Raw genomic sequence first — 25,925 nt, 5'->3', positions numbered from 1 at the left:
TTATTGAATTAAATTATGCTGAAACGCATAGATTACTGCTTGTGTTCGATCTTGTACTTCTAATTTACTCAGTATGTTACTTACATGAGTTTTTACTGTTTTGATGGTGATATGAGAGGCGCTTGCAATCTCTTGGTTAGAGTATCCTTTAGCTATAAGTAATAAGATCTCCATTTCTCTTTCTGTTAACATTTCATAAAGCTCGGCACGTTTTTTCATACGGTTGCGCATTTTTACTAACACTTCTGGTTCAAATACTGATTCACCTTCATACGTTTTACGCACAGCGTCAGCTATATCACTTGCACTTGTTGTCTTTAAAATATAACTATCTACTCCAGAATCAAGTGCACGATAAACTTCTTTATCTTCTATAAAGCTTGTTAACATGACTACTTTAATTTGAGGTAAATCTTTTTTTATTTCAGTAGTAGCTTCTACACCATCCATATCGTCCATAAGTAAATCCATTAATATTAAATCTGGTTTTAGCTCATGCGCTTTAGTGATAGCCTCCTTACCAGAAGCACCCTCACCTACTACTTCTATATCTTCTTGTGTTGAAAGATAGCTTGAAATACCGATTCTTACCATTTCATGATCATCAACAAATAAAACTTTAATCGCCACTTGAATTCTCCTCCTTATTCAATGGTGCCTTAACTTCAATTCGTGTACCTGAATCAGGTAAAGATACAATATGAAACGTCGCACCAATTTCTAACGCTCGTTCTCGCATATTTTTTAAACCATAACTTTGTTCAAATTTTTCATCTACATTAAATCCTTTTCCATTATCTTGAATTCTTAGTAAAAGATAATCCTCTTGATTAAATAATTCCACAGTTACTTTCGTACCATTTGAATGTCTCAATGTATTTGAAATAGCTTCTTGTGTAATTCTGAACAAATGATCTTCAATACCTTTTGGCACTTCAAAATCTTGAATTTCATGCAAAACTTTCATTGGTACTTTCTTTTGTAAATCGATGACTAAATCTTTAATACCTTCACCTAGAGACTTATCTTTTAAACCTATCGGTCTTAAATGTAACAACAAAGCTCTCATTTCAAGTTGTGAGTCTTGAACCATTTTTTCAAGAATTGGTATCTGTTGATTTAAAGGTGGTTCTAATTTCGACTCTTTTATTGCTGATAGCATCATGCTCGCAGCAAATAATTGTTGGCTAACAGAATCATGCAATTCCCTAGCAAGTCGCTGTCGCTCATCTTCGATAATCTTTTTGACTTTTACATCATTAATATTGTAGTTTTCATTAGTTAAATTCTGAGTCTTCATTCTAAGTCGATGTAATTCTTGATTTAATGGAACTAGTGTATGATAAATATCTATCGTTTCTATATATAATTCGATATTTTGATCATTGATACCCACTGTTTGTCCTTCTATTGATCTTTCTATTTGGGAAATAATCCAATCATTTTGTTGATTAATTTTATAAGCTAAAACAGATCCAACTATAATACATAAAAAAACTATTAATAAATTTAAAAATAGAAAAACAGGTATTCCAAATATTTGTGTATAAAACATCCCTTGAAAAAAGATAATATTTACAAACACTTTATCAATAAATAAAAAAGCAATAAACATACTATATACTAATATAAGCATTGAGCCTATAGCTCTTATGTAGTGATTCATCTGTAAATCACCTCTACGTCTCCAATGAATGATGAAACGTAAACATTAACAGTATAATTATCATCTTTCGTTTTTTCTTCAATTTGAACATGGTTATTCTCAATCTTATAAGATTTATCATTCACATAAGCAGTACCGTAGAAGAGAGTCGCACGTAAATTTATATTATAATTAAGAGGTACAACTACTTGTACTTTACCTAAAATATGACGCACAACTATGGTATTTGTTTCCTTAATATTTGCTGCTTTTGTCATATCAATGTGTATGTCTCCTATACCGTGTTGAATTTGTACGTCTTCCCATTTATATACATACACTGGTGTATGTTGTTCACCAAACCATTTTTGTTTAATGAAAATGGGTGATGTGATGTCTTCATCTGTAGCAATCACTTTTAAAGGTCTAAACTTATAAACCAAGTAACGTATGATGACTACAATTAAAAAGACAAATAGAATAATAATCGTATACTTATTAGACAAAAGTGTAAAAGCAATTAATAAAGTTCCTATCCAAAAAGATAATAGTCCTCTAACTTTATGGAAATACACATATCCTACATATACAAGTACACATCCTAATAGGAGTACTAGTAAAAAACCAATTTTCTCAAAAAATATATAATAAAAATTGGCAATAATCATTAAAGCAGTAAAAATAATCAACATTTCAGTTGATATATATTTGCGTGTCATATTTCGCCACCTTTCTATGCTACAGCACTCATATGATATATAAAGTGGAATGCTTCTTCAGTAGTTATTTTCATTCTAGATTGTAAATTTATATCCGCTTCAATTCTCGCATAATAAGACTCAGCATCATTTAATTGTGATTTAATCATATCAATATCATTATCATGTATTTCCTCAGCACAATAGATTGCTTGATTGTTTACTAAATCTATATATTTATTTTCTAATGAGAGCGTGAGGGTGTCAATTAACTTCTTTAGTTGTAATCTTTTTTCTCTTAAATAATTAATATAAGTATCAATATTTTTAATTTGCTTATCTAATGACATTTTATAGTCATTGATACTTTTTTTAGTAATACGTTTTATAAATTGTTGTAAATATGAATCTAAAATATTCAATGATATCACCTCGTCACTGATTAAGCTTTATTATAAAACAATTCCGAAACCTAATGAAATAGGCTTCGGAACCATATACGCTTCATACTTTAGTCTGACGAGATATGAAAAAAGTAAATCATAATCTTAAATTCTAATTTGAATTACTAATATTTAATTAATCATCAATCTTAGTTGTAAGTAACGGACCATCTTTAGTTACTATAACCGTGTGTTCAATTTGGGCGACATAACTTTTATCCTTAGTTTCAAATGCCCATTCATTTTTACCTTCAGTTACAAATGTAGCATGTGTTGATATGAATGGTTCTACTGCAATGACTTGCCCTTCTTTTAATAATGTTTTATCTTTAGGATCAAAATAATTCATGACATGATTAGGTGCCTCATGAAGTGATTGTCCAACACCATGTCCAGTTAAATTCTTAATCACAGTCAAGTCATTTTGTCGTGCCGTTGCATGAACAGCTTTTCCAATATTACTCAATTTTGTACCTGGTTTCACCTTTTTCATAGCATTTTCAAAAGCCATTGTGGCTACGTCACAGACCTTTTGCTTAAGAGGTTGATCTGATTTCCCTACAACAAATGAAATACCAGTATCAGCATAATACCCATTTTTTAAAGCTGATACGTCAATATTGACTAGGTCACCTTCACGAATTACTCGTTTACCAGGGATTCCATGTGCGACCTCTTCGTTAACACTAATGCAAGTTTGACCTGGGAAGTTTTCATCATGAATAGGCGCTGATATCGCTCCATGCTCTTCAAATAAATCTTTGGCAATGTGATCTAATTCACGGGTAGTCACTCCAGGTTGAGTAGCTTCTTTCATAGTATCTCTGACTTTTGCACAAATGTAACCTATTTCTTTTAACGCTTGTAATTCTTCATCAGTTTTAACAATCATTTTATCCCGTTCCTTTATAAATTATATTACATCTTATTATAGCAAAAATTTTTTGATATACTAAATATGAATGTATAACGATTCGTAATAGTTAAATTAATTTTCAAAGAAAGAGAATTTGTCTAAAGTAAAGTCTTTTCGAATTTCCTTTTCTTAAGAGGAGTCAGTATGATATGAATGATAAATGGTATAGACATATAATTGGAGCGCGAACTATTAAAACTGGTTTGGCTACTTTTTTTACGTCTTTATTTTGTATGTTGTTAAACCTCACTCCAATTTTTGCCATACTTACTGCAATTGTTACAATTGAACCTACTGCTAAAGCATCATTAAAAAAGGGGTATAAAAGGCTACCAGCAACAGTTATCGGTGCGTTATTTGCTGTTGTCTTTACATATGTCTTCGGTGATCAATCGCCGTTAAGTTATGCTTTAAGTGCTACATTTACCATTTTGATTTGCACTAAACTTAATTTACAGGTAGGAACAACTGTTGCAGTATTAACTTCCGTTGCGATGATTCCAGGTATACATGAAGCATATGTATTCAATTTCTTTTCACGGTTACTTACAGCTCTTATAGGGCTTGTTACGGCTGGATTAGTCAATTTTATCATCTTACCACCTAAGTATTATCATCAACTTGAAGAGCAATTAGCCCTTAGTGAGAAAAAAATGTATAATTTATTTTATGTACGCTGTAATGAGTTATTATTAGGAAAATTTAGCTCAGAGAAGACTAGTAAAGAATTATCAAAATTAAACATAATTGCTCAAAAAGCTGAAACATTAATGAGTTATCAAAGAGATGAACTTCATTATCATAAAAATGAAGATAATTGGAAATTATTAAATCGCCTTACAAATCGCGCTTATAACAACCGTTTATTTATTTCACATTTATCTAACATTATTTATTTACCCAAACATACGTCTATTGCATTTGATGCTAATGAGAAGATAGCATTGATTAATATTAGTAATAGTATTAATGGCATCATTCAAAAAGGAAGCTTTACTCGTCAAAAAGAATCTATTGCAACATTAAAGTCTTCTGTTAAACAGATGGATGAGTTTGACCAAAATCAAATGAAAAGTACACTCATATATGAAATTCTACTCATATACAAAATTTTAGATTCACGTTATGCAAAATAATATGACGTTAAAAATAATTACTTTATTACCTATTCAAAAAATAATTAAATATGATACAAAGCCGTAGAACAAAGTTTATCTACGGCTTTCTTGATACATATAAATATACGCATAAATCTCGTTAACGCTTTAAATTTGAATGTTTGGCAAACTATTCATCTACACCTTCACCTATCGTCACGCTCGTAACAAATCCTTGTGTCACTTTGTATTGTAATTTAATCATTTTACCATGATACACATATATACCGTCTTCTGGATATTGTGAATCACTGCTTGTATGTGGAATATGATTCAATCTCTCTTTTGGGTATGCATCTTTCATACTTTCAAGTGATAGTGATTGATTATTAATACTGAAACGTACACTTATCGCTGTATGATTGCTTGTAGCTCTGATTTCTTGATCATAAATCTTTTTGTATTCAATATCATTAGTATCATCTTGTTGAATCTGATAACCATTAATATTTAAATGACCATTATCTAGAGAAGTAATAAATTGAGGTTGAGTTAAAAATGTTGGATTTTTACCTGCCTCACCTTCTAATGAAAAGCTATGAGATTGTTTGGTTTCGTTTGTTTGATGATGCTTTTCTAAGTAAGTATGTGCTTGTGCGACATGTGAAAACGGAAAGGCTAACGTTAAAGCAGCTAGAGTCAATGACGTCAATTTAAAAATCTTCATATTTTCACTCCTATATTTATTGTATGGTTCAATTACAGTTTAACAACTATTATATGTTTCAAAGTATTTTTTTCGTAGATAATAGAAATTAGCACTTGAGTGTCAATGTTTCAAGGTCAATGAACATTAACGTTTCCTAAATGTATATCAAAAGGTGCTACGTATTCATATAGAAGAAATTGTTTTTTTCATCTCAACACATCCCACTTTCCACATTTTCTTTAGCGTTTTAGAAGAAAATGCTCATCACTTCGTTCCTGACCTTTTGTTAATTAACATCTTCATAAGTTATTTACAATTCAGTCAATGGCTGCTAATACGTTAAAATGCCACTAGAACATGCATTGATGTTCTAGTGGCATTAATATAATAAGTTTTTTACAAATAATCAATTATCGTCATGATTAACAAGCATTATTAAAAATTAAGTTATATTGAGTTATTTTTTATTTTCTTTTGCACGTTTAATTAGAATTTGCTTAGCAGCTTCTTCCTCAGTGTTATCAATCTTTTTAGGCTCAAATTGTATTCCTTTTCTTTCACATGCTTTCTCAAGTAGATAATCAGTTATTTCATGATTTTTTGGTAAAATTGGGCCGTGAAGATAAGAACCTAATAGATTTTTATAGTGTATACCTTCTTTTCGATCGTTATCATTATTACCATAACCATACGTTACTCGACCTAATGTTCCATACGGATGATATGTTCTACCACCATGATTTTCAAATCCAACAATCGTGCCAAAAGTATCACTCTCTATAATGATATCTCCAGTTAAGCGTTCTTTTTTAGACTCGGTATAGAAATCAAGAACACCCAATCCTTCTAACTCGGTACCATCAGGAGTAATATACTTATGACCTAAAAATTGATAACCACCGCATATAGTTAACCCAGGCATACCATCTTCAATTGCATTTTTTAACGACGTTTTAATCTTACTTAATTCCTTTGTGGCAAGCGCTTGTTCCCTATCACTCCCACCACCAATGAAGAAAATATCGCAATCATCAAATGTGACTCCTTCAGTCTCATTGATTTCTTTAACATTTATTTTAATATTTCTTTTTTTAGCTCTTTGTTTTAATGCCATGATATTACCAATATCACTGTATAAATTAAGCTTATCTGACATGAAATGATAAACCGTTAGTTCATTCATCTTACGATTGCCCTCCTTCAAATGAGCGATTAAGTTGTTCAAGCATTGGTGTTAATGATGTATAGTTTGGAATTGCTACCGTAAATGAACTGTATTTCATAGTTAATGCAGTCGCTTTGTAGATATCCTTTTCAACCTTAATAGGCACTTCAACTTCAGCAAGTTTGAGACGTAATTGTAGTTCCTCAGCACGTGTACCACTTACAATGATAGCTTCGATATCTTGGGTAGCCAGCTTTTCAAAGTCAGCATCGTATATCCATGAAATATCTCGACCATCTGCCGCGTTGTCATTAAGACTAATCACATAAACTTTTTTATCATCAATTTGTTCGCCTACTGATAGGCTTGCATTCATTCCAGCTGGATTTTTTGCTAGATTAATCATAGCTTCCTTCTTATTTTTTGAAAAATACTGCATTCGACCATTATCAGACGTATATGTTTCAAAACCTTTGCGTATTGCATCATCATTTAATCCCAATTCTCTTAATACGGTATAAGCTGCTATTGCATTATAAGAATTAAAATCTCCTGCAATTTTCATATTAAACTCACTTTGGTTTATTATCATTTTTAAGAATGGTGAAGCTTCAAATGATGACACTTCATATGTAGGTACTTCTCGTTTAAATCCACACTCACAGTGATAATGTCCAATTTGATTATAATGTATATAGTCATATTGCAATAATCGTCCACAATTAGGACAATATTTACTTTCATTCATTGTACTTTGTTCAAATTCATGTGCAAATTTTTTCATTCCGTAATACACAATGGAATGACTTGCAATTTTCAAACGACTCACAAACGGATCATCTGCATTTAATAATAATTTTATCCCTTTGTTACTTATTGATTTTGCAATATTATCAACCATAATATCGATTTCACCAAATCGATCCATTTGATCTCTAAAGAAATTTGTAAACACCATCATAGAGGGTGTAATTTCGTTTAAAACACGTGGTATAGATCCTTCATCTATTTCAATTATCGCAATATTAGTATCCTTAGAGCTTTGCATAATGAAAGCAGAAGTTATCCCTGCTGCCATATTTGCCCCTTCATTATTGTGAATAATGTTTATTTGATTTTTCTTTAAAGTATGTCCAATTAAGTTAGATGTAGTCGTTTTACCATTAGTCCCACTAATAAAAACAATGTCATCTACTTGTTTAGCTAATTTTCTTAAAATATTATGATCCACACGTCTTGCAATCTGTCCCGGCAAGTCTGTACCCTTTTTACCTACAGCTATACTTGCTTTCCTTGCTAACTTAGCCATGTGGGTTGCAGTCCATTGTCTCATGCGTTTCCTCCTCCAATTTGCACTCGAGTAATTATAACACGTAAAGGGTATAACAAAAAAGATTCTCATCTAAGATGTGCTATTCATTTCACAAATTAGAATAATTATTAATAAAAACGATAATCACTACTTATAGATTAGAATAATTATTATTTGCTATTGAGAAATGTTTTGTTATAATATACAAGAATCTTATTTTTATTTATACGGGGTGATTGAAGATGTTAAGTAAAGAACTATTAGCAGCTTTAAATGAACAGATGAATCAAGAATATTTTGCAGCGCACGCATATATGGCAATGGCGGCATACTGTGATAAAGAATCTTATGACGGATTTGCAAATTTTTATATAGAACAAGCTAAAGAGGAACGTTTCCACGGTAAAAAAATCTATGACTATATCAATGATCGTGGCGAACATGCTATTTTTGATACAATTAAAGCTCCTAAAGTAGAATTTTCTTCTATTTTAGAAACATTTAAAGATAGTTTAGCTCAAGAACGTGATGTTACTCAACGTTTCTATAATCTATCGGAATTAGCTCGGAATGATAAAGATTATGCTACAATTTCATTTTTAAACTGGTTCTTAGATGAACAAGTTGAAGAGGAATCTACATTTGAAACTCATATAGATTACCTTACTCGTATTGGTGACGATTGTAATACACTTTACTTATATGAAAAAGAATTAGCAGCGCGTTCATTCAACGAGTAATAATTACAATAACTTATTCCTAAATATTGTGTTATTTACCCTTAAATCTCCTCAAAGATAAATGATTTAAGGGTTTTTTTAATGCATAAATCATTTGTTTTAACCCGTTTTACTATCTATAAAATTGTTATTGTAATAAAATATTGACATTAAATACTCACATAACCAAAAATAATTGAAAGGAATGAAATAATGGCACAAAATGCATTTGTTGCACTGGACTTTGAAACTGCTAACGGTAAACGAACAAGCATATGCTCTGTAGGAATGGTCAAAGTTATTGATAATCAAATAACAGAGTCATTTCATACCCTTGTGAATCCTTTTGACTACTTTACTGAAACAAATATTAATGTACACGGCATCCACCCCGAAGATGTGCAAGATGCTCCTGGATTCAAGCATGTCTATCCATATATGTTACAATTTATTGATCAACTTCCTGTTGTTGCCCATAATGCTGCTTTTGATATGAATGTGTTACATCAAAGTTTAAAAAGTCTTAATATAGATACTCCTTCTTTGACATACTTTTGTTCATATCAATTAGCTAAACGAACAATTAATGCATATCGATATGGACTAAAACATTTAATGAACCATTACCATTTAGATTTTCACGGTCATCATGATGCGTTAAATGATGCTAAAGCTTGTGCAATGATTACCTACCGCTTATTGAAACATTATGATGATCTTCAAAGCATGTTAAGTATATATGGAAAAAATCTTAAAGATAAAGGCTGATTGTCCACTTAACCTGTGTTCATCAGCCATTTAAATAAAATCATATATTGTTAAATTTTTAAAATCAGATTGCTCTAAACTCCCGACCGTAACACCTATTAATCGAATCGGAATCTCTGGATCTTTTAAGTCGTTATATAAAGTATATGCAATATTATAAATATCAGTTTCAGTACGAATAGGATCTCTCAAACTTTTTTGTTTTGAGATTGTTTCATATTGATAAGTCTTTATCTTTACAGTGACTGTTTTTCCTGATTTTTGAATTTTATTTAAACGCTCTGCTGTTTTTCCTGAAAGCTCTCTTATTTTTCTTAAAATAACATCATCATCGTTAACATCTGTAGAAAATGTCCTTTCAGTCCCAACAGATTTACGAACTCTACTCGCCTTTACTTCATTATGGTCTATACCTCGAGCTTTATTATACAAACCTCGTCCTCTTTTACCGAACAAGCGTATTAATTCAAATTCATCTTTATTATATAAATCTTGACCTGTATATATATGATGTTGATGCATTTTTTTCTTCGACGCTTTGCCTACCCCTGGAAAATCTCCAATATCTAATTGCATTAATATTTCATGTACATTATTGTAATCAATAACTGTCAAACCATTTGGCTTGTTCATACCACTCGCTAACTTAGCTAAAAACTTATTATAAGACACGCCAGCTGACGCAGTTAAACGTGTTACTTCGTATATATCTCTGCGAATATAATTTGCAATAGTTGATGCTGATAAATCCGGTCTCACTAAATGTGTAATATCTAAATAAGCTTCATCTAAAGACATAGGTTCTACTAATTCTGTATAACTTCTGAATATTTCCATGATTTGACCAGATACCTCTCTATAAGCATCAAAACGGCTTGTTACATAATAGCCATTGGGGCACAGCTTATGTGCTTGAGTCATAGGCATAGCAGAGTGAACACCATAAGCTCTTGCTTCGTATGATGCCGTAGAAACAACGCCTCGATGACTCGCTTTACCACCAACGATGACAGGTTTTCCTTTTAATTTAGGATTATCTCTCATTTCAACTTGAGCAAAAAAATAATCCATATCTATATGAATAATTCTTCTTTCAGTCATCGACTCACCTCACTATGTCTTCCAAAAAATAGCTTTATACTATTATACGCCATCAGTTTTATCATTACATGTATTGTGCACATGATAATACTTGTATTGTTTATTTACTTAATGTAATAGCAAAAAATAGGACTACAATTTTAGAATAAATTCATAGTCCTATCCTTTCCTACATAAGTGGTTATGTGAATGTAGTTGCATATTTTAATGAGATATTTGTTTATTACGATGGAAACGAGTTGAAAAATAAGAAATGAAATTTTTAAATCAATTATCAACTTTAATATATGCGCTTGTCAGTATAATTAGTGATTATTCATAATAGGTTTGAGTGGGCTTTTGTTGATAAAGATACAAACCTTCTCCATAAGTTTGTATATATTTGAATTTGCTTTGTAATGCCAATGCTACTAAAAACACATCTATCATGCAATAACTTGTATGTATACTAAACATAAAGATTAAAGATGAGAAGGAATATATTTGAATAAGTGCTAGTAAGGTCGCACTTATGATAACAAGTGGTGCTATCATGATAATTGTAAATTGCCACCGATGAAAACAAGTCTGAGAGAACTGTACAATAATTTTGTTTTTATCATATTTTAAAGATGGTTTTTCACCTTTAGAAAATATAATGAACAAAATACGATGGATAAACTCGTGCAAAATAACTAACACTGCGAAACCTACAAAGCCCAAAATAAGATTCATGACAAGATTTTGTTCAATGATATGTGTTGTTTGATAAGCCCATTTATAAGTAAATAGTATTGTAAATAGCGCCAATACAATTTGTAACAGAACAAATCGTTGGATTTGAAATTTATTGCCTGATAAATCTATTTTATGCACATTCACCCCTCCAGTTCTCTATTTTCAAAAATAGTATACAATTTTTATTATAGCTAAAAAAGACCTTTTTCAATAAAGTAAGTTGCCTGTAATACAATCTTAACAATCACTTCAAAATAATAATGAATTGACTTCTATTAAATTCACTCTTCGTCTTTACGTACAAATAAAGCTACAGTCTCAATATGTGTTGTTTGTGGGAACATATCAACTGGTGTAATTTCTACTAACTCGTATTGTTCAGCCAATATTTGCGCATCTCTTTGTTGCGTTGAAGGGTTACATGATATATAAACAATCCTTTTCGGATTTAATTTTAAAAGAGTAGTTAAGAAAGTTTCATCGCATCCTTTTCTAGGTGGATCTACCATGACTACGTCAGGTTTAATCCCTTGTGATTTCCATGTTAAGATAACATCTTCTGCTTTTCCACATTCGAAAGTCGTATTTTTTAGTTGGTTTTTAGTCGCATTGTCTTCCGCATCTTTTATGGCTTGCGGAACAACTTCTACTCCATAAACATGTTTGGCTAGTGGTGCCATATATAGCCCAATCGTTCCTATACCACAATACGTATCCAATACTATTTCTTTTCCTGTTAATTGAGCATAATTCAGAGCTTGCTGATAAAGTTTTTCAGTTTGTGATGAGTTAATTTGATAAAATGATAAATCAGAAATATGATAAATTACTTCACTTAATTGGTCTTCAATTTTGTCTTTACCATATAAAGTCATTGATTGACGCCCCATAATAACATTAGAATGGCTATTGTTTATATTCTGTTTAATACTTGTTATATTTGGAAATTCTTTTTTCAGCTTGTTTACTAACAGTTCTGATTGTTTAAATGTTGCTCCATTTGTAACAAAGATAACCATCATTTCATCGGTATGATAACCAGTCCTTACTACTAAATGACGTATTAAACCTGTTTTCGCTTTTTCGTTATATATAGATATATTTAATTCATTGAGCCAGTACTTCACTCGATTCATTACTTCTTGATGTTGTTTATCTTGTATAAGACAACTATCCATATCTATAATGTCATGGCTACGTTGTCTATAGAATCCCATTATAACTTGATTGGAGTTACCTTGACCTACAGGGATTTGAGATTTATTACGGTAACGCCAAGGATTATCCATGCCAATAGTTTCCTTTATGATGGTATTCTCAAAAGGGCCTTTTCTGTGAAAAAGATTAACTACTTGTTCTCTTTTCATATCCAATTGTGCTCTATATGTCATATGTTGTAATTGACAACCACCACACTTTGCATAATAAATACAAGGCGGTGTCACTCTATCATCACTTTCACTTATGACCTCTATCAATTTTCCTATAGCAAAATTCTTTTTCACTTTAATTAATTTAAATTTAATTTCTTCATCAATTAAAGCATTAGGAATAAAAATTGGATATCGATCAACTTTAACAACTCCGTGTCCCTCATGAGTTAAATCAATAACCTTTCCCGTTTTAACTTCGTTTTTCTTAAATGTTTCCAATTTTTTCCCTCCCACATACAAAAAGGTTAGGAATATAATATGTGGCATTCCTAACCTTAAATTTGATGTCGTAACTATTCATAATAATTTCATTGCTTATCTGGCGTAATATCAGGTATTGTACTATTTTCTAATAGTTCTTCGTTAAATACATCTTTAGGTGTGAAAATTTCTATGTGCTGTTCTAAATTAAGGAAATTTGCAGGTAATTTCCCACCGTATTCACCATCAACATTAAGTTGCATATCAGTAAATGATGAAATATTAATAGACTTCGCTTTAGCATAAATGACTTTAGGATGCTTTGTGTGCTCACCTCGAGACGCTAATGTCATAATATGGCCCAATTCAGCAAGATTTGCTTTTTCTACAATAATTAACGTGAAATAACCGTCGTCAAGCTTCGCATCTGGAACTAATTTTTCAAAGCCAGCCATTGAATTCGTTAAACCTAGAAGGAATAGTAAAGCTTCTCCTTGGAAGATATTATCATCATATTCGATACGTACATCTACCGCTTTCATTTGAGGTAACATTTCAAATCCTTTAATGTAATACGCGAAAGGTCCTACAATTGATTTCAACTTACTTGGTGTTTCGTAAGATACTTGTGTTAGTTTTCCCCCTGCAGCTAGGTTAATGAAATAACGATTATTCATCTTTCCAATATCTACCTTGGTTGTATGACCATCAATAATTACATCAATCGCTCCCATTATATCGTTTGGTAAATGAAGCGCTCTTCCAAAGTCATTAACGGTTCCCATTGGTATTACACCTAATTTAGGACGATTGGGTTGCTCGGCGATTCCATTGACCACCTCATTTAACGTACCGTCACCTCCAGCTGCAATGAGTAAATCATATTCATTTTCTAGTGCTCTTTCAGCTTCAAAAGTAGCATCACCAATTTTTTCAGTTGCATATGCACTCGTTTCATAACCTGCTTTCTCAAGTTTAATCAGTGCATCTGGTAATACACGTTTAAAAAGTTCTTTTCCTGATGTTGGATTATATATAATTCTTGCACGTTTTCTCATAGTTAATCCCTCAAATTCATATACTCATTACTTATATTATATGATTTATACATCAGTTAAAAGTATTTATTTCCGATTTCTCTAAACTATTCGGTACTACAAAGGTAAAATATATGTAATTTTAAACATTAAGAAACTTAATACCTATACTTTTCAAAAGTAATAAAAGCTTCTAACAAAGTTCATATCCTTTGTTAGAAGCTTAAAGTATTATAATTTTCGAATTAACGGTTATCTAATTCTTGTTTTAATAGGCTATTAACTTTTTGTGGGTTAGCTTGACCTTTAGAAGCTTTCATAATTTGACCCACTAAGAATCCCATAGCTTTACCTTTACCATTTTTATAATCTTCTATTGATTGTGGATTATTATCTAAAGCATCAGTTACAAATTTAAGTAATGTTGCTTCATCAGAAATTTGTACTAAACCTTTATCTTCCATAATTTGTTTAGCATCTCCACCATTTTCAGCTAGTTCTGGAAAAACTTTTTTAGCGATTTTACTACTCATTGTTCCGTCTTCTATTAATTTTATCATACCAGCTAAATTTTCAGGAGTTAGTTGCGTATCTTTTAATTCAACTTGATTTTTATTAAGATACTCGTTAACACCACCCATTAACCAGTTGGAAGTAAGTTTAACATCTGCACCATGGTCAATTGCGCCTTCAAAGAAATCAGACATTTCTTTAGTTAATGTTAATACATGCGCATCATATTCTGGAAGTCCAAGATCATTTACGTATTTAGCTTTACGTTCATCTGGTAATTCTGGAATTGTTTGTCTCACACGTGCTTTCCAATCTTCATCTACATACAATGGTACAATATCTGGTTCAGGGAAATATCTGTAATCATCTGAACCTTCTTTCACACGCATTAAAATTGTTTTACCAGTAGATTCATCAAATCGACGTGTTTCTTGACCAATCTCTCCACCATTTAATAATTCTTCTTCTTGACGTTTTTCTTCATATTCTAAACCTTTTTTAACGTAGTTAAATGAGTTAAGGTTTTTCAATTCAGTTTTTGTACCAAATTCTTTTTGACCATATGGACGAAGTGAAATATTAGCATCACAACGTAGGGAGCCCTCTTCCATTTTACAATCAGATACACCCGTATATTGAATGATTGAACGTAGTTTTTCAAGGTAAGCATATGCTTCTTTAGGTGAACGAATATCGGGTTCAGATACAATTTCAATTAATGGTGTACCTTGACGGTTTAAGTCTACTAAAGAATATCCATCTTTATGTGTTGATTTACCTGCATCTTCTTCCATATGAAGACGTGTAATACCGATACGTTTTGTTTCTCCATCAACTTCAATATCAATATAGCCGTTTTCTCCAATAGGTTGATCAAACTGAGAAATTTGATATGCTTTTGGATTATCTGGATAGAAATAGTTTTTACGATCGAATTTAGAATTTGTAGCAATATCCATATTTAATGCCATTGAAGCTCTCATTGCCCAATCTACTGCACGTCTATTAACTACTGGTAACACACCTGGATAAGCTAAGTCGATAACATTTGTATTTGAATTTGGTTCAGCTCCAAAATGTGCTGGTGATGGAGAGAACATTTTTGAGTCCGTTTTTAACTCAACATGAACTTCAAGTCCGATTACTGTTTCAAAATGCATGATTTCCACTCCTTATAAATTTTCGTATGCGTCATGTAAGTTGTATTGTGTTTCAAATTGATAAGCGACACGATATAACATTTTTTCATCAAAAGGTTTACCAATTAATTGCAAACCAATTGGGCGTCCGTTTGATTGTCCACAAGGAACTGAAATACCAGGTAAACCAGCAAGGTTAACTGGTGTAGTTAATAAGTCATTCGCATACATAGTTAAAGGATCATCAATTTCTTCGCCAATATTAAATGCTGTTGTAGGTGCTGTCGGTCCAACCACAACATCGTAAGATTCAAATACTTTGTCAAAATCATTTTTAATTAACGTTCTAACTTTTTGAGATTTTTTATAGTATGCATCGTAATAACCTGAGCTTAAAGCAAAAGTACCTAAAAAGATACGTCTTTTGACTTCTTCACCAAAGCCTTCCGATCTGGACATTTTATATAATTCTTCTAACGATTGTGCTTCTTTAGAATGATATCCATATCTAATACCATCAAATCGCGCTAAGTTTGCTGAAGCCTCTGATGACGCAATAACATAATATGATGGAATACCATATTTTGTATTTGGTAATGAGACTTCGTCAACTTCAGCACCAAGTGATTTTAACGTTTCAACCGCTTCTTTTACAGAAGTCTTCACTTCTTCACTTACACCCTCACCTAAATATTCTTTAGGTAATGCAATTTTAAGACCTTTAATATCTTTACCAATATCAGAAGTAAAATCTACATCATCAACAGGTGCGCTTGTAGAATCATTCGCATCAACACCGGAAATTGCCTCAAGTACTAATGCGTTATCTTTAACATTACGCGTGATTGGTCCAATTTGATCTAAAGAAGAAGCAAATGCAACTAAACCAAAACGTGATACACGGCCATAAGTCGGTTTCATACCAACTACGCCACAATAAGATGCAGGTTGTCTAATAGAACCACCAGTGTCTGACCCTAAACTAAAAGGAACTAAACCTGCTGCAACTGCTGCTGCAGAACCACCTGAAGATCCACCTGGTACTGCTGTGTGATCAAAAGGATTTAATGTTTTCTTAAAATATGAAGTCTCTGTAGAGCCACCCATTGCAAACTCATCCATGTTTAATTTACCAATTAATACCGCGTTTTCATCATGTAGTTTGTTCATTACAGTGGATTCATAAATAGGTACAAACCCCTCTAACATTTTACTTGCACACGTAGTTTCTACATCTTTTGTGATGATATTATCTTTGATTCCCATTGGAATTCCAAATAGTTTACCATCCATTTGATCTTTAGCTTGTAATTCATCTAATTCTTCGGCTTTTTTTATTGCATTTTCTTTATCTAAAGCTAAGAATGACTTGATTGTTGGATCAGTTTCTTCAATAGCTGCGTATATATCTTTTACTACATCAGAAGGTTTAATTTCTTTATTTTTGATTAATTCAGTTAATTTTTCGATAGATTCAAAACGAATACTCATCTTAAGCGTCCTCCCCATTCATGATGGATGGCACTTTAAATTGACCATCTTCTGTTTCTTTCGCATTTTTCAATGCTAATTCTTGAGGAATGCCCTCGATTGCTTTATCGTCACGTAATACGTTTTGTAAATCTAATACGTGATAAGTTGGCTCAATACCTTCTGTATCGGCACTATCATTTTGTTTCGCAAAATCTAAAATACTTTCTAAAGTATTAGCCATTTCTTCTGTTTCTTCAGAAGAAATTTGAAGTCTAGCTAAATTAGCAATATGTTCAACTTCTTCACGTGTAACTTTAGTCATTAAATAAAAGCCTCCTTAATACTCATTCATCACCAAATTGTATCAAATTTCGGACCAAAAATCTAAATATTTATGAATAAGTTACTCAAAATAAACACTTGATATTTAAGGTGTTTAATAAACTTTTACATATGAATACCGCTAATTGTCATCTCTATGTCTTAAAATGATAGATGAATTAAATTTTAATTCTAATAATAATCTTGTACATATTTATGCAATAGATATTGATTAATCAAAAGACACATTTACGGTTAAACACCTTTTATCAAAGACTTTTAATACTACCATTAAAAGTTTTACTTTTCTGAACATTTAGTTACATTGTATAATATTACATGTATCTTATATCATTATTTAATAAAGGGAGTGTTAATTATGTTTACATTAGGTACAGCTCTCAGTAATCAAATTGATGCAAATTGGCAGACTTACGTTATGATTATTGTCTATTTCTTAATCCTTCTAATTATCGGCTTCTATGGTTATCGACAAGCTACAGGAAACTTAAGTGAATTTATGTTGGGAGGGCGTAGTATCGGACCATATATCACAGCATTATCTGCTGGTGCCTCTGATATGTCTGGATGGATGATTATGGGACTTCCAGGTTCAGTATACAGTACAGGTTTATCCGCCATTTGGATAACAATTGGATTAACCTTAGGTGCATATATTAATTATTTTGTTGTTGCTCCAAGACTACGTGTATTTACTGAGATTGCGGGAGATGCTATTACACTCCCAGACTTTTTTAAAAATAGACTAGATGATAAGAAGAATATTATTAAAATTATTTCAGGATTGATTATTGTCGTTTTTTTCACTCTATATACGCATTCAGGTTTCGTTTCTGGCGGAAAACTCTTTGAAAGTGCATTTGGATTAAACTATCACGTAGGACTTTTGATAGTGGCTATTATAGTTATTTTTTACACTTTCTTTGGTGGCTATTTAGCTGTATCAATTACTGATTTTTTTCAAGGTGTGATTATGCTTATTGCTATGGTAATGGTACCTATCGTTGCAATGCTTAAACTCAACGGTTGGGATACATTTCATGATGTTGCTCAAATGAAACCTACAAACTTAGATTTATTTAGAGGAACCACTATTTTAGGCATTGTTTCATTATTTTCATGGGGACTCGGATATTTTGGTCAACCACATATTATAGTAAGATTTATGTCTATTAAATCACATAAATTACTACCAAAAGCCAGACGTCTGGGAATAAGTTGGATGGCAGTCGGTCTATTAGGAGCGATTGGTGTGGGATTAACAGGAATTTCATTTATATCTGAAAAGCACATTAAATTAGAAGATCCTGAAACACTATTTATTGTGATGAGTCAAATTTTATTTCATCCGCTTGTAGGTGGATTTTTATTAGCAGCCATCCTTGCTGCAATAATGAGTACTATCTCTTCACAATTACTAGTAACATCAAGTTCTTTAACTGAAGATTTCTATAAACTAATCAGAGGTTCAGATAAAGCATCATCACACCAAAAAGAGTTTGTTTTGATTGGACGCTTATCAGTTTTACTTGTTGCGATAGTTGCTATTACGATTGCTTGGCATCCAAACGATACAATATTAAATTTAGTTGGTAATGCTTGGGCTGGCTTTGGAGCTGCTTTTAGTCCTTTAGTACTCTACTCTTTGTATTGGAAAGATTTAACACGTGCAGGAGCTATTAGCGGAATGGTAGCTGGTGCTGTAGTTGTTATTGTTTGGATTTCTTGGATTAAACCTTTGGCTGCAATCAATGCATTCTTTGGTATGTATGAAATTATACCAGGTTTCATAGTTAGCGTATTGATTACTTACATCGTAAGTAAATTAACAAAAAAACCTGATGATGTTGTTATTGAAAATCTAAATAAAGTTAAACACATCGTTAAAGAATAAATGTACAATTATCAGACTATATCAACATTATAAAATTGATTAATTAAATAACAATTACAAGTATAATTTAAATACTTTTCTAATATACAGTGTCAATTTCTTTCATTCACTTAAGAAAATAGCTATGAAGAAATCTATCAATATAAATTTCTTCATAGCTAATTTTTTATATTTAAATTTATTGACGACTCGAAAAATGAGTCAAAATTATCAATAATATCAAATTGCAAATATATTCCTTTGGTGTTAGATTGACCAGTAAACTTAATTTGAATTCTATCCTATTCTTTTCTATACAATGAAATGGGTGTCATACTTCATAGGTAACTAATTATGATAAATATGAACTTGTGGTTCTTTATCGTCTTTAGTTTTACTAATGAGAGCACGTGGAGTATTTCCATCTTTGATTCTAATTTCATACTCATCTAGTTTATCAAAATACTTTTCGGCTTGTTCTGTAACATATTGTGTAATACCTATCGTTTCTGCCTGTCCGTAATAATCTATAGGCAAATCAACTGTAAGTTGTTTAGCTTTTTTATTTACGAATTTAACCTTACCAACTGCTTGTGTGAAGTTTGAAAAATACGATTGCAAATTATCATTAAACTGTTTAAAGTTATTATTCAGCGTTTCATCATAATCAGCTGCAGTTGACGAAGGAATTAAGGCTGCTTTTTCATTAATATTATCCCATGAGTTAATTTTAGTTTTACCCTCTTCAACTGTAGTACCAACTATAAATTCACCTGGTGTAATGGAATCTTGACTAGATTGTTTATAGATAGCAAAATGAATAGGAATATCTTTTAAATCACTATTCTCACGTAAACGAGAGAGCATTTCACTAGCCATCTGTTTACCTTGCTTTTTAATCTCTTTATCAGATAAATCTTTACTATATGTTTCGCCATCTTTCTCTTTTTTGTAATAATAAACACTATTCATAGCTAAACCAATTGACATGCCTTTTATATTTTTACCTTTAGAATCACTGTTTCCATAAAAATCCTGCTCGAGTATATTTGAAAGATAGGCTGGAGAATTTTCAGCTATTTTCTCTTCATCTGTTTCACCATTGTGAGATGGATTGAGTCCAAGATTCTCATTAGCATTTTTGCTTTGCTTTTCTTTTTCGCTCATCTTGTCAATTTCTTTTTTTGTATATTTCGGATCTAGGTATGCATTAATCGTTTTTTTATCTAAATATTGTCCATCTTGATATAAATACTTATTTGTTGGAAAAATTTCTTTACTTAATTCTAGTAAACCACTTTCAAAATCTTCTCCATTATAACCATTTGCCATATTATCTTGTAATAACCCACGAGCCTGGCTTTCTTTAAAGGGCAATATAGTCCTATAGTTATCTCCTTGAACTTTTTTATCAGTCGCTATTTGTTTCACTTGATTTTTATTATGGTTATCCTTATGTTCATTTTGTTCTTTATCTGATGAAGTTTGTTTATGTCCATCTCCGCAAGCCGTTAATAATAACAGTATCGACATGAGTAAAAATATTGTTCGCTTCATTCACGTACTCCTCTAATTATTAGATTCCATTTTGTTTTTCTATAAATGCTGCTTCAGTCCAAATTTCAGTACCGTACTTCTCAGCTTTGGCTAATTTAGACCCTGCATCTTCTCCAGCTATGACAATATCAGTACTTTTAGTCACGCTATTTGTAACTTTAGCACCTTGCATTTTCAACCATTCAGATGCTTCATTTCTTGTCATTTGCTCGAGTTTGCCTGTTAATACAATTGTTTTCCCACTAAAATCAGGATGACCATCAATTTCAGTTGTTTTAATTCCTTTATAAGACATATTAACATTTTTATTACTTAATTTTTCAATTAATGAACGAATATCACTATTTTCGAGATATGTTACAACAGATTGTGCAAGTTTATCTCCAATATCTTGAATTTCAATTAATTCACTTTCTGTTACTTTAAAAAGTTGATCCATCGTTTCATATCGCTCAGCAAGTACTTGACTAGCTTTTACACCTAAATGTCTAATACCTAGTCCAAATAATAAATGCTCTAATGACTGTTCTTTAGATTTTTCTACTGCTAATAAAAGATTATCAACTTTCTTCTTTCCCATTCTCTCTAATGGTAATAAATCTTCTTCTTTTAAATAGAAAATATCTGCGACATCTTTGATTAACTGATTTTCGTATAGCTGATGAATAATTTTGGTACCTAAGCCATCTATATTCATCGCTTGTCTTGAAACGAAATGTATAAGTCCTTCAATAAGCTGTGCCTGACATTTTGGATTAATACAACGTAAAGCAACTTCTCCTTCAATACGAACTAATTCATGTCCACAACTAGGACAATGTGTTGGCATATGATAAATTTCCGATTCGTTAGGTCGTCTATCTAAAATACTTTTTACAACTTCAGGGATGATGTCCCCGGCTTTTTTAATAACAACACTATCTCCGATACGTATATCTCTTTCATGTATTAAATCTTCATTATGAAGAGAGGCTCTTGAAACTGTAGTACCAGCTACTTTTACAGGTTCTAGAATTGCAGTTGGTGTCACAACACCCGTACGTCCAATACTTAGTTCGATATCCAATAATTTTGTAATAACTTCTTCAGCTGGAAATTTATAAGCAATCGCCCATCTTGGAGATTTTTGTGTATAACCCATTTCCTCTTGTTGAGATAAATCGTTAACTTTTATAACAATACCATCAATATCGTATGATAAAGATTCTCTTTTGCTTGTCCATTTCTCTATATAATTAAGTACGCCCTCAATATCTGATACTCGTTCACGTTCTTGGTTAGTTTTAAAACCTAGTTGGTCCAATTCCTCTAGCGCTTCACTTTGTGTTGTTGCATTAAACTCGGTTAGGTCATTCACACTATATAAGAAGACACTTAATTTTCTTTTCGCAGCTAGTTTAGAGTCAAGTTGTCTTAAAGAACCAGCAGCAGCGTTTCGTGGGTTTGCAAAAGGTTGTTCACCATTTTGTTCTTTTTCATTATTCAAATGAATGAATGAACGACGTGGCATATAAGCTTCCCCACGGACCTCAAAATTGAGAGGTTCTTTAATTTTTAGTGGTATAGCATGTATAGTTCTTAGATTTTCAGTTATATCCTCACCTGTCGTACCATCACCACGTGTAAGTCCTTGGACAAAACGGCCATTTTCATATTTGAGTGAAACAGCCAAACCATCTATTTTAAGTTCACACATGTATTCGACCTGACCAATACTATCACGAATACGTTGATCAAATTTTCTTAAATCTTCTTCATTAAACGCATTACCTAAACTTAACATCGGCGTGTCGTGATTTACTTTTTCAAAAGAAGACTGGGCTTCGCCACCCACACGCACTGTTGGAGAATCTGTCGATTTGAATTCTGGATATTTTTCTTCAATTTCAATCAGCTCATGTAATAACTTATCATACTCGCTGTCAGGCACTGAGGGATTATCTTGTACATAATATTCATAGCTATATTGATTCAACAAATCATGTAATTTTTCCACACGCTTTTTAACATCTTGCATCCCCTATGAGTCCTCCTTCTTTGTTATTGGTGCGAACTGAGCTAATAATCGTTTTGGACCTTCTGATTTAAATATAATATCCAACTCTACAGATCCGTTTTTTTCATTCACGTTACTAACCATCCCTTCACCCCATGCTTTATGCATAACTTTATCTCCTACTTTCCAATCAGATGAGGAAACTTGTTTTTTAGTTGATGTCGTACGCTTACTAAACCCTCTTTTAGGTTGAGATTTAGGAGATATAGTTTGTCTTTTTTGACCGGTATGACTATCAAGTAGGTCTTCTGGGATTTCTTTTAAAAATCGAGATGGCATATTGGATTGAGAACGACCAAACAACATTCTGGTCGTTGCATTTGTGATATAAAGCAACTCTTCTGCTCGTGTAATTGCTACATAACAAATACGACGTTCCTCTTCCATTTCATGATCATCTTCACTTTTAATTGCTCTTATATGCGGGAACAACGACTCTTCCATTCCCATAATAAAAACTATAGGAAATTCAAGACCTTTTGCTGAATGCATTGTCATCAATGTAACACCATTCTGTGTATCTGCTTCGTCAATATCAGCAACTAATGATAAATCTGTTAGAAAATTAATAAGCGATTGTTCCTCTAAAGGTGTATTTTCCTCATAATCTTTAGGTACAGACATAAATTCATCTAAGTTTTCTAATCGACTTCGTGATTCAATACTTTGTTCTCGATCAAGCATGTCTTTATAGCCTGATTTTTGTAGTACTTCATCTACGATTTCACTAATTTCGAGAAATTCTTGTTCTTTGATTAAATTTTGAATCATTTCATAAAAGCTGATACATTCTTGAGTAACCTTTTTAGAGAGACCTATAAAATCTACCTCAGCCAGTGCGTCAAACATACTTATATTATTTTGAAGTGCATAGGTTTGGATTTTTTCAACAGATGAAGGTCCAATACCACGTTTAGGCACGTTAATAATACGTTGCAAACTAATATCATCATTGCTATTAGCAATAACCCTTAAATAACTAAGTAAATCTTTAATTTCTTTACGGTCGTAGAATTTTTGACCTCCAACCATTGTATAAGGAATATTTGATTTCATAAATGTTTCCTCAAGTACACGTGATTGGGCATTTGTTCTATATAATATAGCCATTTCACTATATTTTTTACCACCGCGTTGATGCTTCATTATTTCTTTAACAACGTATTCTGCTTCATCTCTTTCAGTCATAGCTTCATAATACTGAATTTTGTCTCCTCCAGAATTTGCAGTCCATAGACCTTTAGGTTTTCGTTCAGAATTATGTTTTATAACTTCATTTGCAGCATTTAAAATATTCTTAGTTGAACGATAGTTCTGTTCGAGGAAAATTGTCTTTGCTTCAGGATAGTCCTCTTCAAAAGATAAAATATTTTGTATATCAGCTCCTCTCCAACCATAAATAGATTGGTCAGAATCACCAACAACACATAAATTTTTAAATTTGTTTGCTAATAGTTTTACTAAAGTATATTGTGCTTTATTAGTATCTTGATACTCATCTACATGTATATATTGAAATTTATTTTGATAGTATTCTAGAGTTTCGGGTACTCGTTCAAATAAATTAATAGTTGTCATAATTAAATCATCAAAGTCGAGTGCTTCATTACGTGATAACTGTCTTTGATAACCTTTGTATACCGTTGCAACCATTTGAGAGTGAAAATCATTCGCCTCTTTTTGAGCATCCTCAGGTGTTTTTAATTCATTTTTTAAATTGCTAATTGCACCAATAAACATACGCGGCTCAAATCGTTTACTGTCAATATTTTCACTTTTCAATACATCTTTAATCACTGATTTTTGATCTGTAGGATCAATGATAGTGAAATTTCTTTCAATGCCAATACGATCAGCATCTCTTCTCAGAATTCTTACACACATGGAGTGAAAAGTGGACATCCAAATCACTTGCGCTTCTTCTCCCACAAGATGTTCTACACGTGCCTTCATTTCTTTAGCTGCTTTATTTGTAAACGTAATAGCTAAAATATTATAAGGTGATACATCTTTTTCATCTAATAAATACGCAATGCGATGTGTTAACACACGTGTCTTTCCTGATCCAGCACCTGCCATAATAAGTAATGGCCCTTCTGTTGTTCTAACCGCTTCACTTTGCTCTGAATTCATATTTTTTACTAGCGCATTCATTTATTAGACTCCTTTATCTTTACAGTTTTTAATGCTTTTTTAATGTCGTTATATATAATATCGCCAACAACAATGGTATCCGCAATGTTAGACATTTCTTTAGCTTTGTCAATGTTTGTTATACCACCGCCATAAAATAATTGCGTATGTTGAAGCATATTTGCAATCGCTCTAACCTTATCAACATCTCCATATGTGCCACTATATTCTACATACATAATTGGAAATCGATATAATTCTTCTGCCATTTGTGCATATGCTTCGACGTCTTCTATATCTAATTGAGTATAAGCTTTGGTAATTTTTGCAACTTTACTATTCGCGTTTAGAACGACATATCCCTCGAAAAAAACTTCATCAAAATTAATCACATGTCCATATTTTTTAAGGGCTTCTAGCAAAATTTCGTTATGATATTTTGTATCCTTACTATTCATGACTGTTGGAATAAAATAGAAATCAAAACCAGGCATCACACTTTCTACATTCGAAACTTCTAAGACAAGTGGTAAAGGATAACGTCTTACTCTACTCATTAAATGAATAACATTATCTTCTGTTACATCATCTGTCCCACCAATAATTATTGCATCAGTGTTAGACATACACAGTGCCTCTAAATCTTCATCCGAAATTGATTTAGCCGGATCTAATTTAAACATATGTTTCCACTTGGTTATGTCGTACATTTTATGAAACTCCTTTATTTAACATACCCTAAATTATAGCATTTTTAAGTTTTAAGTTCTAAAGACTAAATGAGTTAATCATATATGATTTTAAGTCATATTTAATTTAACATATGCTTTAAGCAAAAATGAGTATCTTGCTATTAAATTCAATAACTAGATACAGTG

General features: G+C 31.9%; 23 protein-coding genes. 4 read left to right on the top strand and 19 right to left on the bottom strand.

Annotation, left to right across the window (positions count from 1 at the left end; translation table 11 throughout):
* The 5 genes from vraR to map all read right to left on the bottom strand — a co-directional run bounded on the left by vraR (window position 1) and on the right by map (window position 3,678).
* Window positions 1–630, bottom strand: a complete 630-nt coding sequence (gene vraR / locus HMPREF2897_RS11450) for a response regulator transcription factor VraR (RefSeq protein ID WP_002473914.1) — start codon at window positions 628–630, stop codon at window positions 1–3.
* Entirely contained in the window at window positions 620–1,666 is a 1,047-nt protein-coding gene (locus tag HMPREF2897_RS11445) for a sensor histidine kinase VraS (protein ID WP_070593289.1), read from the bottom strand. Before HMPREF2897_RS11445 ends, vraR begins: the two co-directional genes overlap by 11 nt.
* Window positions 1,663–2,364, bottom strand: a complete 702-nt coding sequence (gene liaF / locus HMPREF2897_RS11440) for a cell wall-active antibiotics response protein VraT (RefSeq protein ID WP_070593287.1) — start codon at window positions 2,362–2,364, stop codon at window positions 1,663–1,665. The genes HMPREF2897_RS11445 and liaF overlap by 4 nt, the downstream gene beginning before the upstream one ends.
* Before the next feature lie 14 nt (window positions 2,365–2,378).
* The gene (locus tag HMPREF2897_RS11435; protein WP_002495657.1) at window positions 2,379–2,765 is read right to left on the bottom strand and encodes a hypothetical protein; all 387 of its coding nucleotides are present in this window, start codon (window positions 2,763–2,765) and stop codon (window positions 2,379–2,381) included.
* Between the two features lie 157 nt (window positions 2,766–2,922).
* Window positions 2,923–3,678, bottom strand: a complete 756-nt coding sequence (gene map / locus HMPREF2897_RS11430; RefSeq protein WP_002447444.1) for a type I methionyl aminopeptidase — start codon at window positions 3,676–3,678, stop codon at window positions 2,923–2,925.
* Between the two features lie 173 nt (window positions 3,679–3,851).
* Here map and HMPREF2897_RS11425 point away from each other — a divergent pair, with 173 nt between their 5' ends.
* The gene (locus HMPREF2897_RS11425) at window positions 3,852–4,838 is read left to right on the top strand and encodes an FUSC family protein (RefSeq protein WP_002447445.1); all 987 of its coding nucleotides are present in this window, start codon (window positions 3,852–3,854) and stop codon (window positions 4,836–4,838) included.
* 151 nt (window positions 4,839–4,989) lie between these two features.
* Here HMPREF2897_RS11425 and HMPREF2897_RS11420 read toward each other — a convergent pair whose 3' ends face one another.
* The 3 genes from HMPREF2897_RS11420 to HMPREF2897_RS11410 form a co-directional block, all read right to left on the bottom strand.
* On the bottom strand, window positions 4,990–5,526 hold the full coding sequence (locus HMPREF2897_RS11420) for an immunodominant staphylococcal antigen IsaB family protein (protein WP_002447446.1): 537 nt from the start codon (window positions 5,524–5,526) through the stop codon (window positions 4,990–4,992).
* A 439-nt stretch (window positions 5,527–5,965) separates the two neighbouring features.
* The gene (locus tag HMPREF2897_RS11415; protein ID WP_070593284.1) at window positions 5,966–6,691 is read right to left on the bottom strand and encodes a lipid II isoglutaminyl synthase subunit GatD; all 726 of its coding nucleotides are present in this window, start codon (window positions 6,689–6,691) and stop codon (window positions 5,966–5,968) included.
* Between the two features lies 1 nt (window position 6,692).
* Window positions 6,693–8,006: a lipid II isoglutaminyl synthase subunit MurT gene (locus HMPREF2897_RS11410; RefSeq protein WP_002447448.1), complete on the bottom strand. Its 1,314-nt coding sequence runs from the start codon at window positions 8,004–8,006 to the stop codon at window positions 6,693–6,695.
* Between the two features lie 221 nt (window positions 8,007–8,227).
* Here HMPREF2897_RS11410 and ftnA point away from each other — a divergent pair, with 221 nt between their 5' ends.
* Window positions 8,228–8,725: an H-type ferritin FtnA gene (gene ftnA / locus HMPREF2897_RS11405; RefSeq protein WP_002447449.1), complete on the top strand. Its 498-nt coding sequence runs from the start codon at window positions 8,228–8,230 to the stop codon at window positions 8,723–8,725.
* Between the two features lie 192 nt (window positions 8,726–8,917).
* Window positions 8,918–9,472, top strand: coding sequence for a 3'-5' exonuclease (locus HMPREF2897_RS11400; RefSeq protein ID WP_002447450.1), 555 nt, complete (start codon window positions 8,918–8,920; stop codon window positions 9,470–9,472).
* Window positions 9,473–9,502: 30 nt separating this feature from the next.
* Here HMPREF2897_RS11400 and dinB read toward each other — a convergent pair whose 3' ends face one another.
* The 7 genes from dinB to gatC form a co-directional block, all read right to left on the bottom strand.
* The gene (gene dinB / locus HMPREF2897_RS11395) at window positions 9,503–10,573 is read right to left on the bottom strand and encodes a DNA polymerase IV (protein ID WP_002447451.1); all 1,071 of its coding nucleotides are present in this window, start codon (window positions 10,571–10,573) and stop codon (window positions 9,503–9,505) included.
* Between the two features lie 312 nt (window positions 10,574–10,885).
* Complete coding sequence (locus HMPREF2897_RS11390) at window positions 10,886–11,428, bottom strand: DUF3267 domain-containing protein (protein ID WP_002497011.1); 543 nt, start codon at window positions 11,426–11,428, stop codon at window positions 10,886–10,888.
* 143 nt (window positions 11,429–11,571) lie between these two features.
* Window positions 11,572–12,942, bottom strand: coding sequence for a 23S rRNA (uracil(1939)-C(5))-methyltransferase RlmD (gene rlmD / locus HMPREF2897_RS11385; protein WP_002475853.1), 1,371 nt, complete (start codon window positions 12,940–12,942; stop codon window positions 11,572–11,574).
* An 89-nt stretch (window positions 12,943–13,031) separates the two neighbouring features.
* On the bottom strand, window positions 13,032–13,982 hold the full coding sequence (locus tag HMPREF2897_RS11380) for a diacylglycerol kinase (protein WP_002447454.1): 951 nt from the start codon (window positions 13,980–13,982) through the stop codon (window positions 13,032–13,034).
* Between the two features lie 224 nt (window positions 13,983–14,206).
* Window positions 14,207–15,634, bottom strand: a complete 1,428-nt coding sequence (gene gatB, locus HMPREF2897_RS11375) for an Asp-tRNA(Asn)/Glu-tRNA(Gln) amidotransferase subunit GatB (RefSeq protein WP_002447455.1) — start codon at window positions 15,632–15,634, stop codon at window positions 14,207–14,209.
* A 12-nt stretch (window positions 15,635–15,646) separates the two neighbouring features.
* Entirely contained in the window at window positions 15,647–17,104 is a 1,458-nt protein-coding gene (gatA, locus tag HMPREF2897_RS11370) for an Asp-tRNA(Asn)/Glu-tRNA(Gln) amidotransferase subunit GatA (protein ID WP_002475858.1), read from the bottom strand.
* Window position 17,105: 1 nt separating this feature from the next.
* Window positions 17,106–17,408: an Asp-tRNA(Asn)/Glu-tRNA(Gln) amidotransferase subunit GatC gene (gene gatC, locus HMPREF2897_RS11365; protein WP_001830435.1), complete on the bottom strand. Its 303-nt coding sequence runs from the start codon at window positions 17,406–17,408 to the stop codon at window positions 17,106–17,108.
* Window positions 17,409–17,786: 378 nt separating this feature from the next.
* Between gatC and putP the strand changes: the two genes are divergently transcribed.
* A complete protein-coding gene (putP, locus tag HMPREF2897_RS11360; protein ID WP_070593282.1) occupies window positions 17,787–19,322 on the top strand; it encodes a sodium/proline symporter PutP in 1,536 nt (511 codons plus the stop codon).
* A gap of 327 nt (window positions 19,323–19,649) precedes the next feature.
* Here putP and HMPREF2897_RS11355 read toward each other — a convergent pair whose 3' ends face one another.
* From HMPREF2897_RS11355 to HMPREF2897_RS11340, 4 genes are read right to left on the bottom strand one after another with little or no spacing between them, the layout of a single operon-like run.
* The gene (locus tag HMPREF2897_RS11355; RefSeq protein ID WP_070593279.1) at window positions 19,650–20,858 is read right to left on the bottom strand and encodes a CamS family sex pheromone protein; all 1,209 of its coding nucleotides are present in this window, start codon (window positions 20,856–20,858) and stop codon (window positions 19,650–19,652) included.
* A 19-nt stretch (window positions 20,859–20,877) separates the two neighbouring features.
* Window positions 20,878–22,875 (bottom strand): NAD-dependent DNA ligase LigA, encoded by a 1,998-nt coding sequence (gene ligA, locus HMPREF2897_RS11350; RefSeq protein ID WP_070593278.1) that lies wholly within the window; start codon window positions 22,873–22,875, stop codon window positions 20,878–20,880.
* Between the two features lie 3 nt (window positions 22,876–22,878).
* Complete coding sequence (gene pcrA, locus HMPREF2897_RS11345) at window positions 22,879–25,068, bottom strand: DNA helicase PcrA (RefSeq protein ID WP_020359867.1); 2,190 nt, start codon at window positions 25,066–25,068, stop codon at window positions 22,879–22,881.
* A complete protein-coding gene (locus HMPREF2897_RS11340; RefSeq protein WP_002447864.1) occupies window positions 25,065–25,757 on the bottom strand; it encodes a heptaprenylglyceryl phosphate synthase in 693 nt (230 codons plus the stop codon). The genes pcrA and HMPREF2897_RS11340 overlap by 4 nt, the downstream gene beginning before the upstream one ends.
* Window positions 25,758–25,925: the final 168 nt, after the last annotated feature.

It is taken from the genome of Staphylococcus sp. HMSC065D05 (assembly GCF_001813195.1).
In the GTDB taxonomy this organism is placed as follows: domain Bacteria; phylum Bacillota; class Bacilli; order Staphylococcales; family Staphylococcaceae; genus Staphylococcus; species Staphylococcus epidermidis.
Note: the sequence above shows the minus strand (reverse complement) of the source record. Positions and strands in the feature narration are given on the sequence as shown.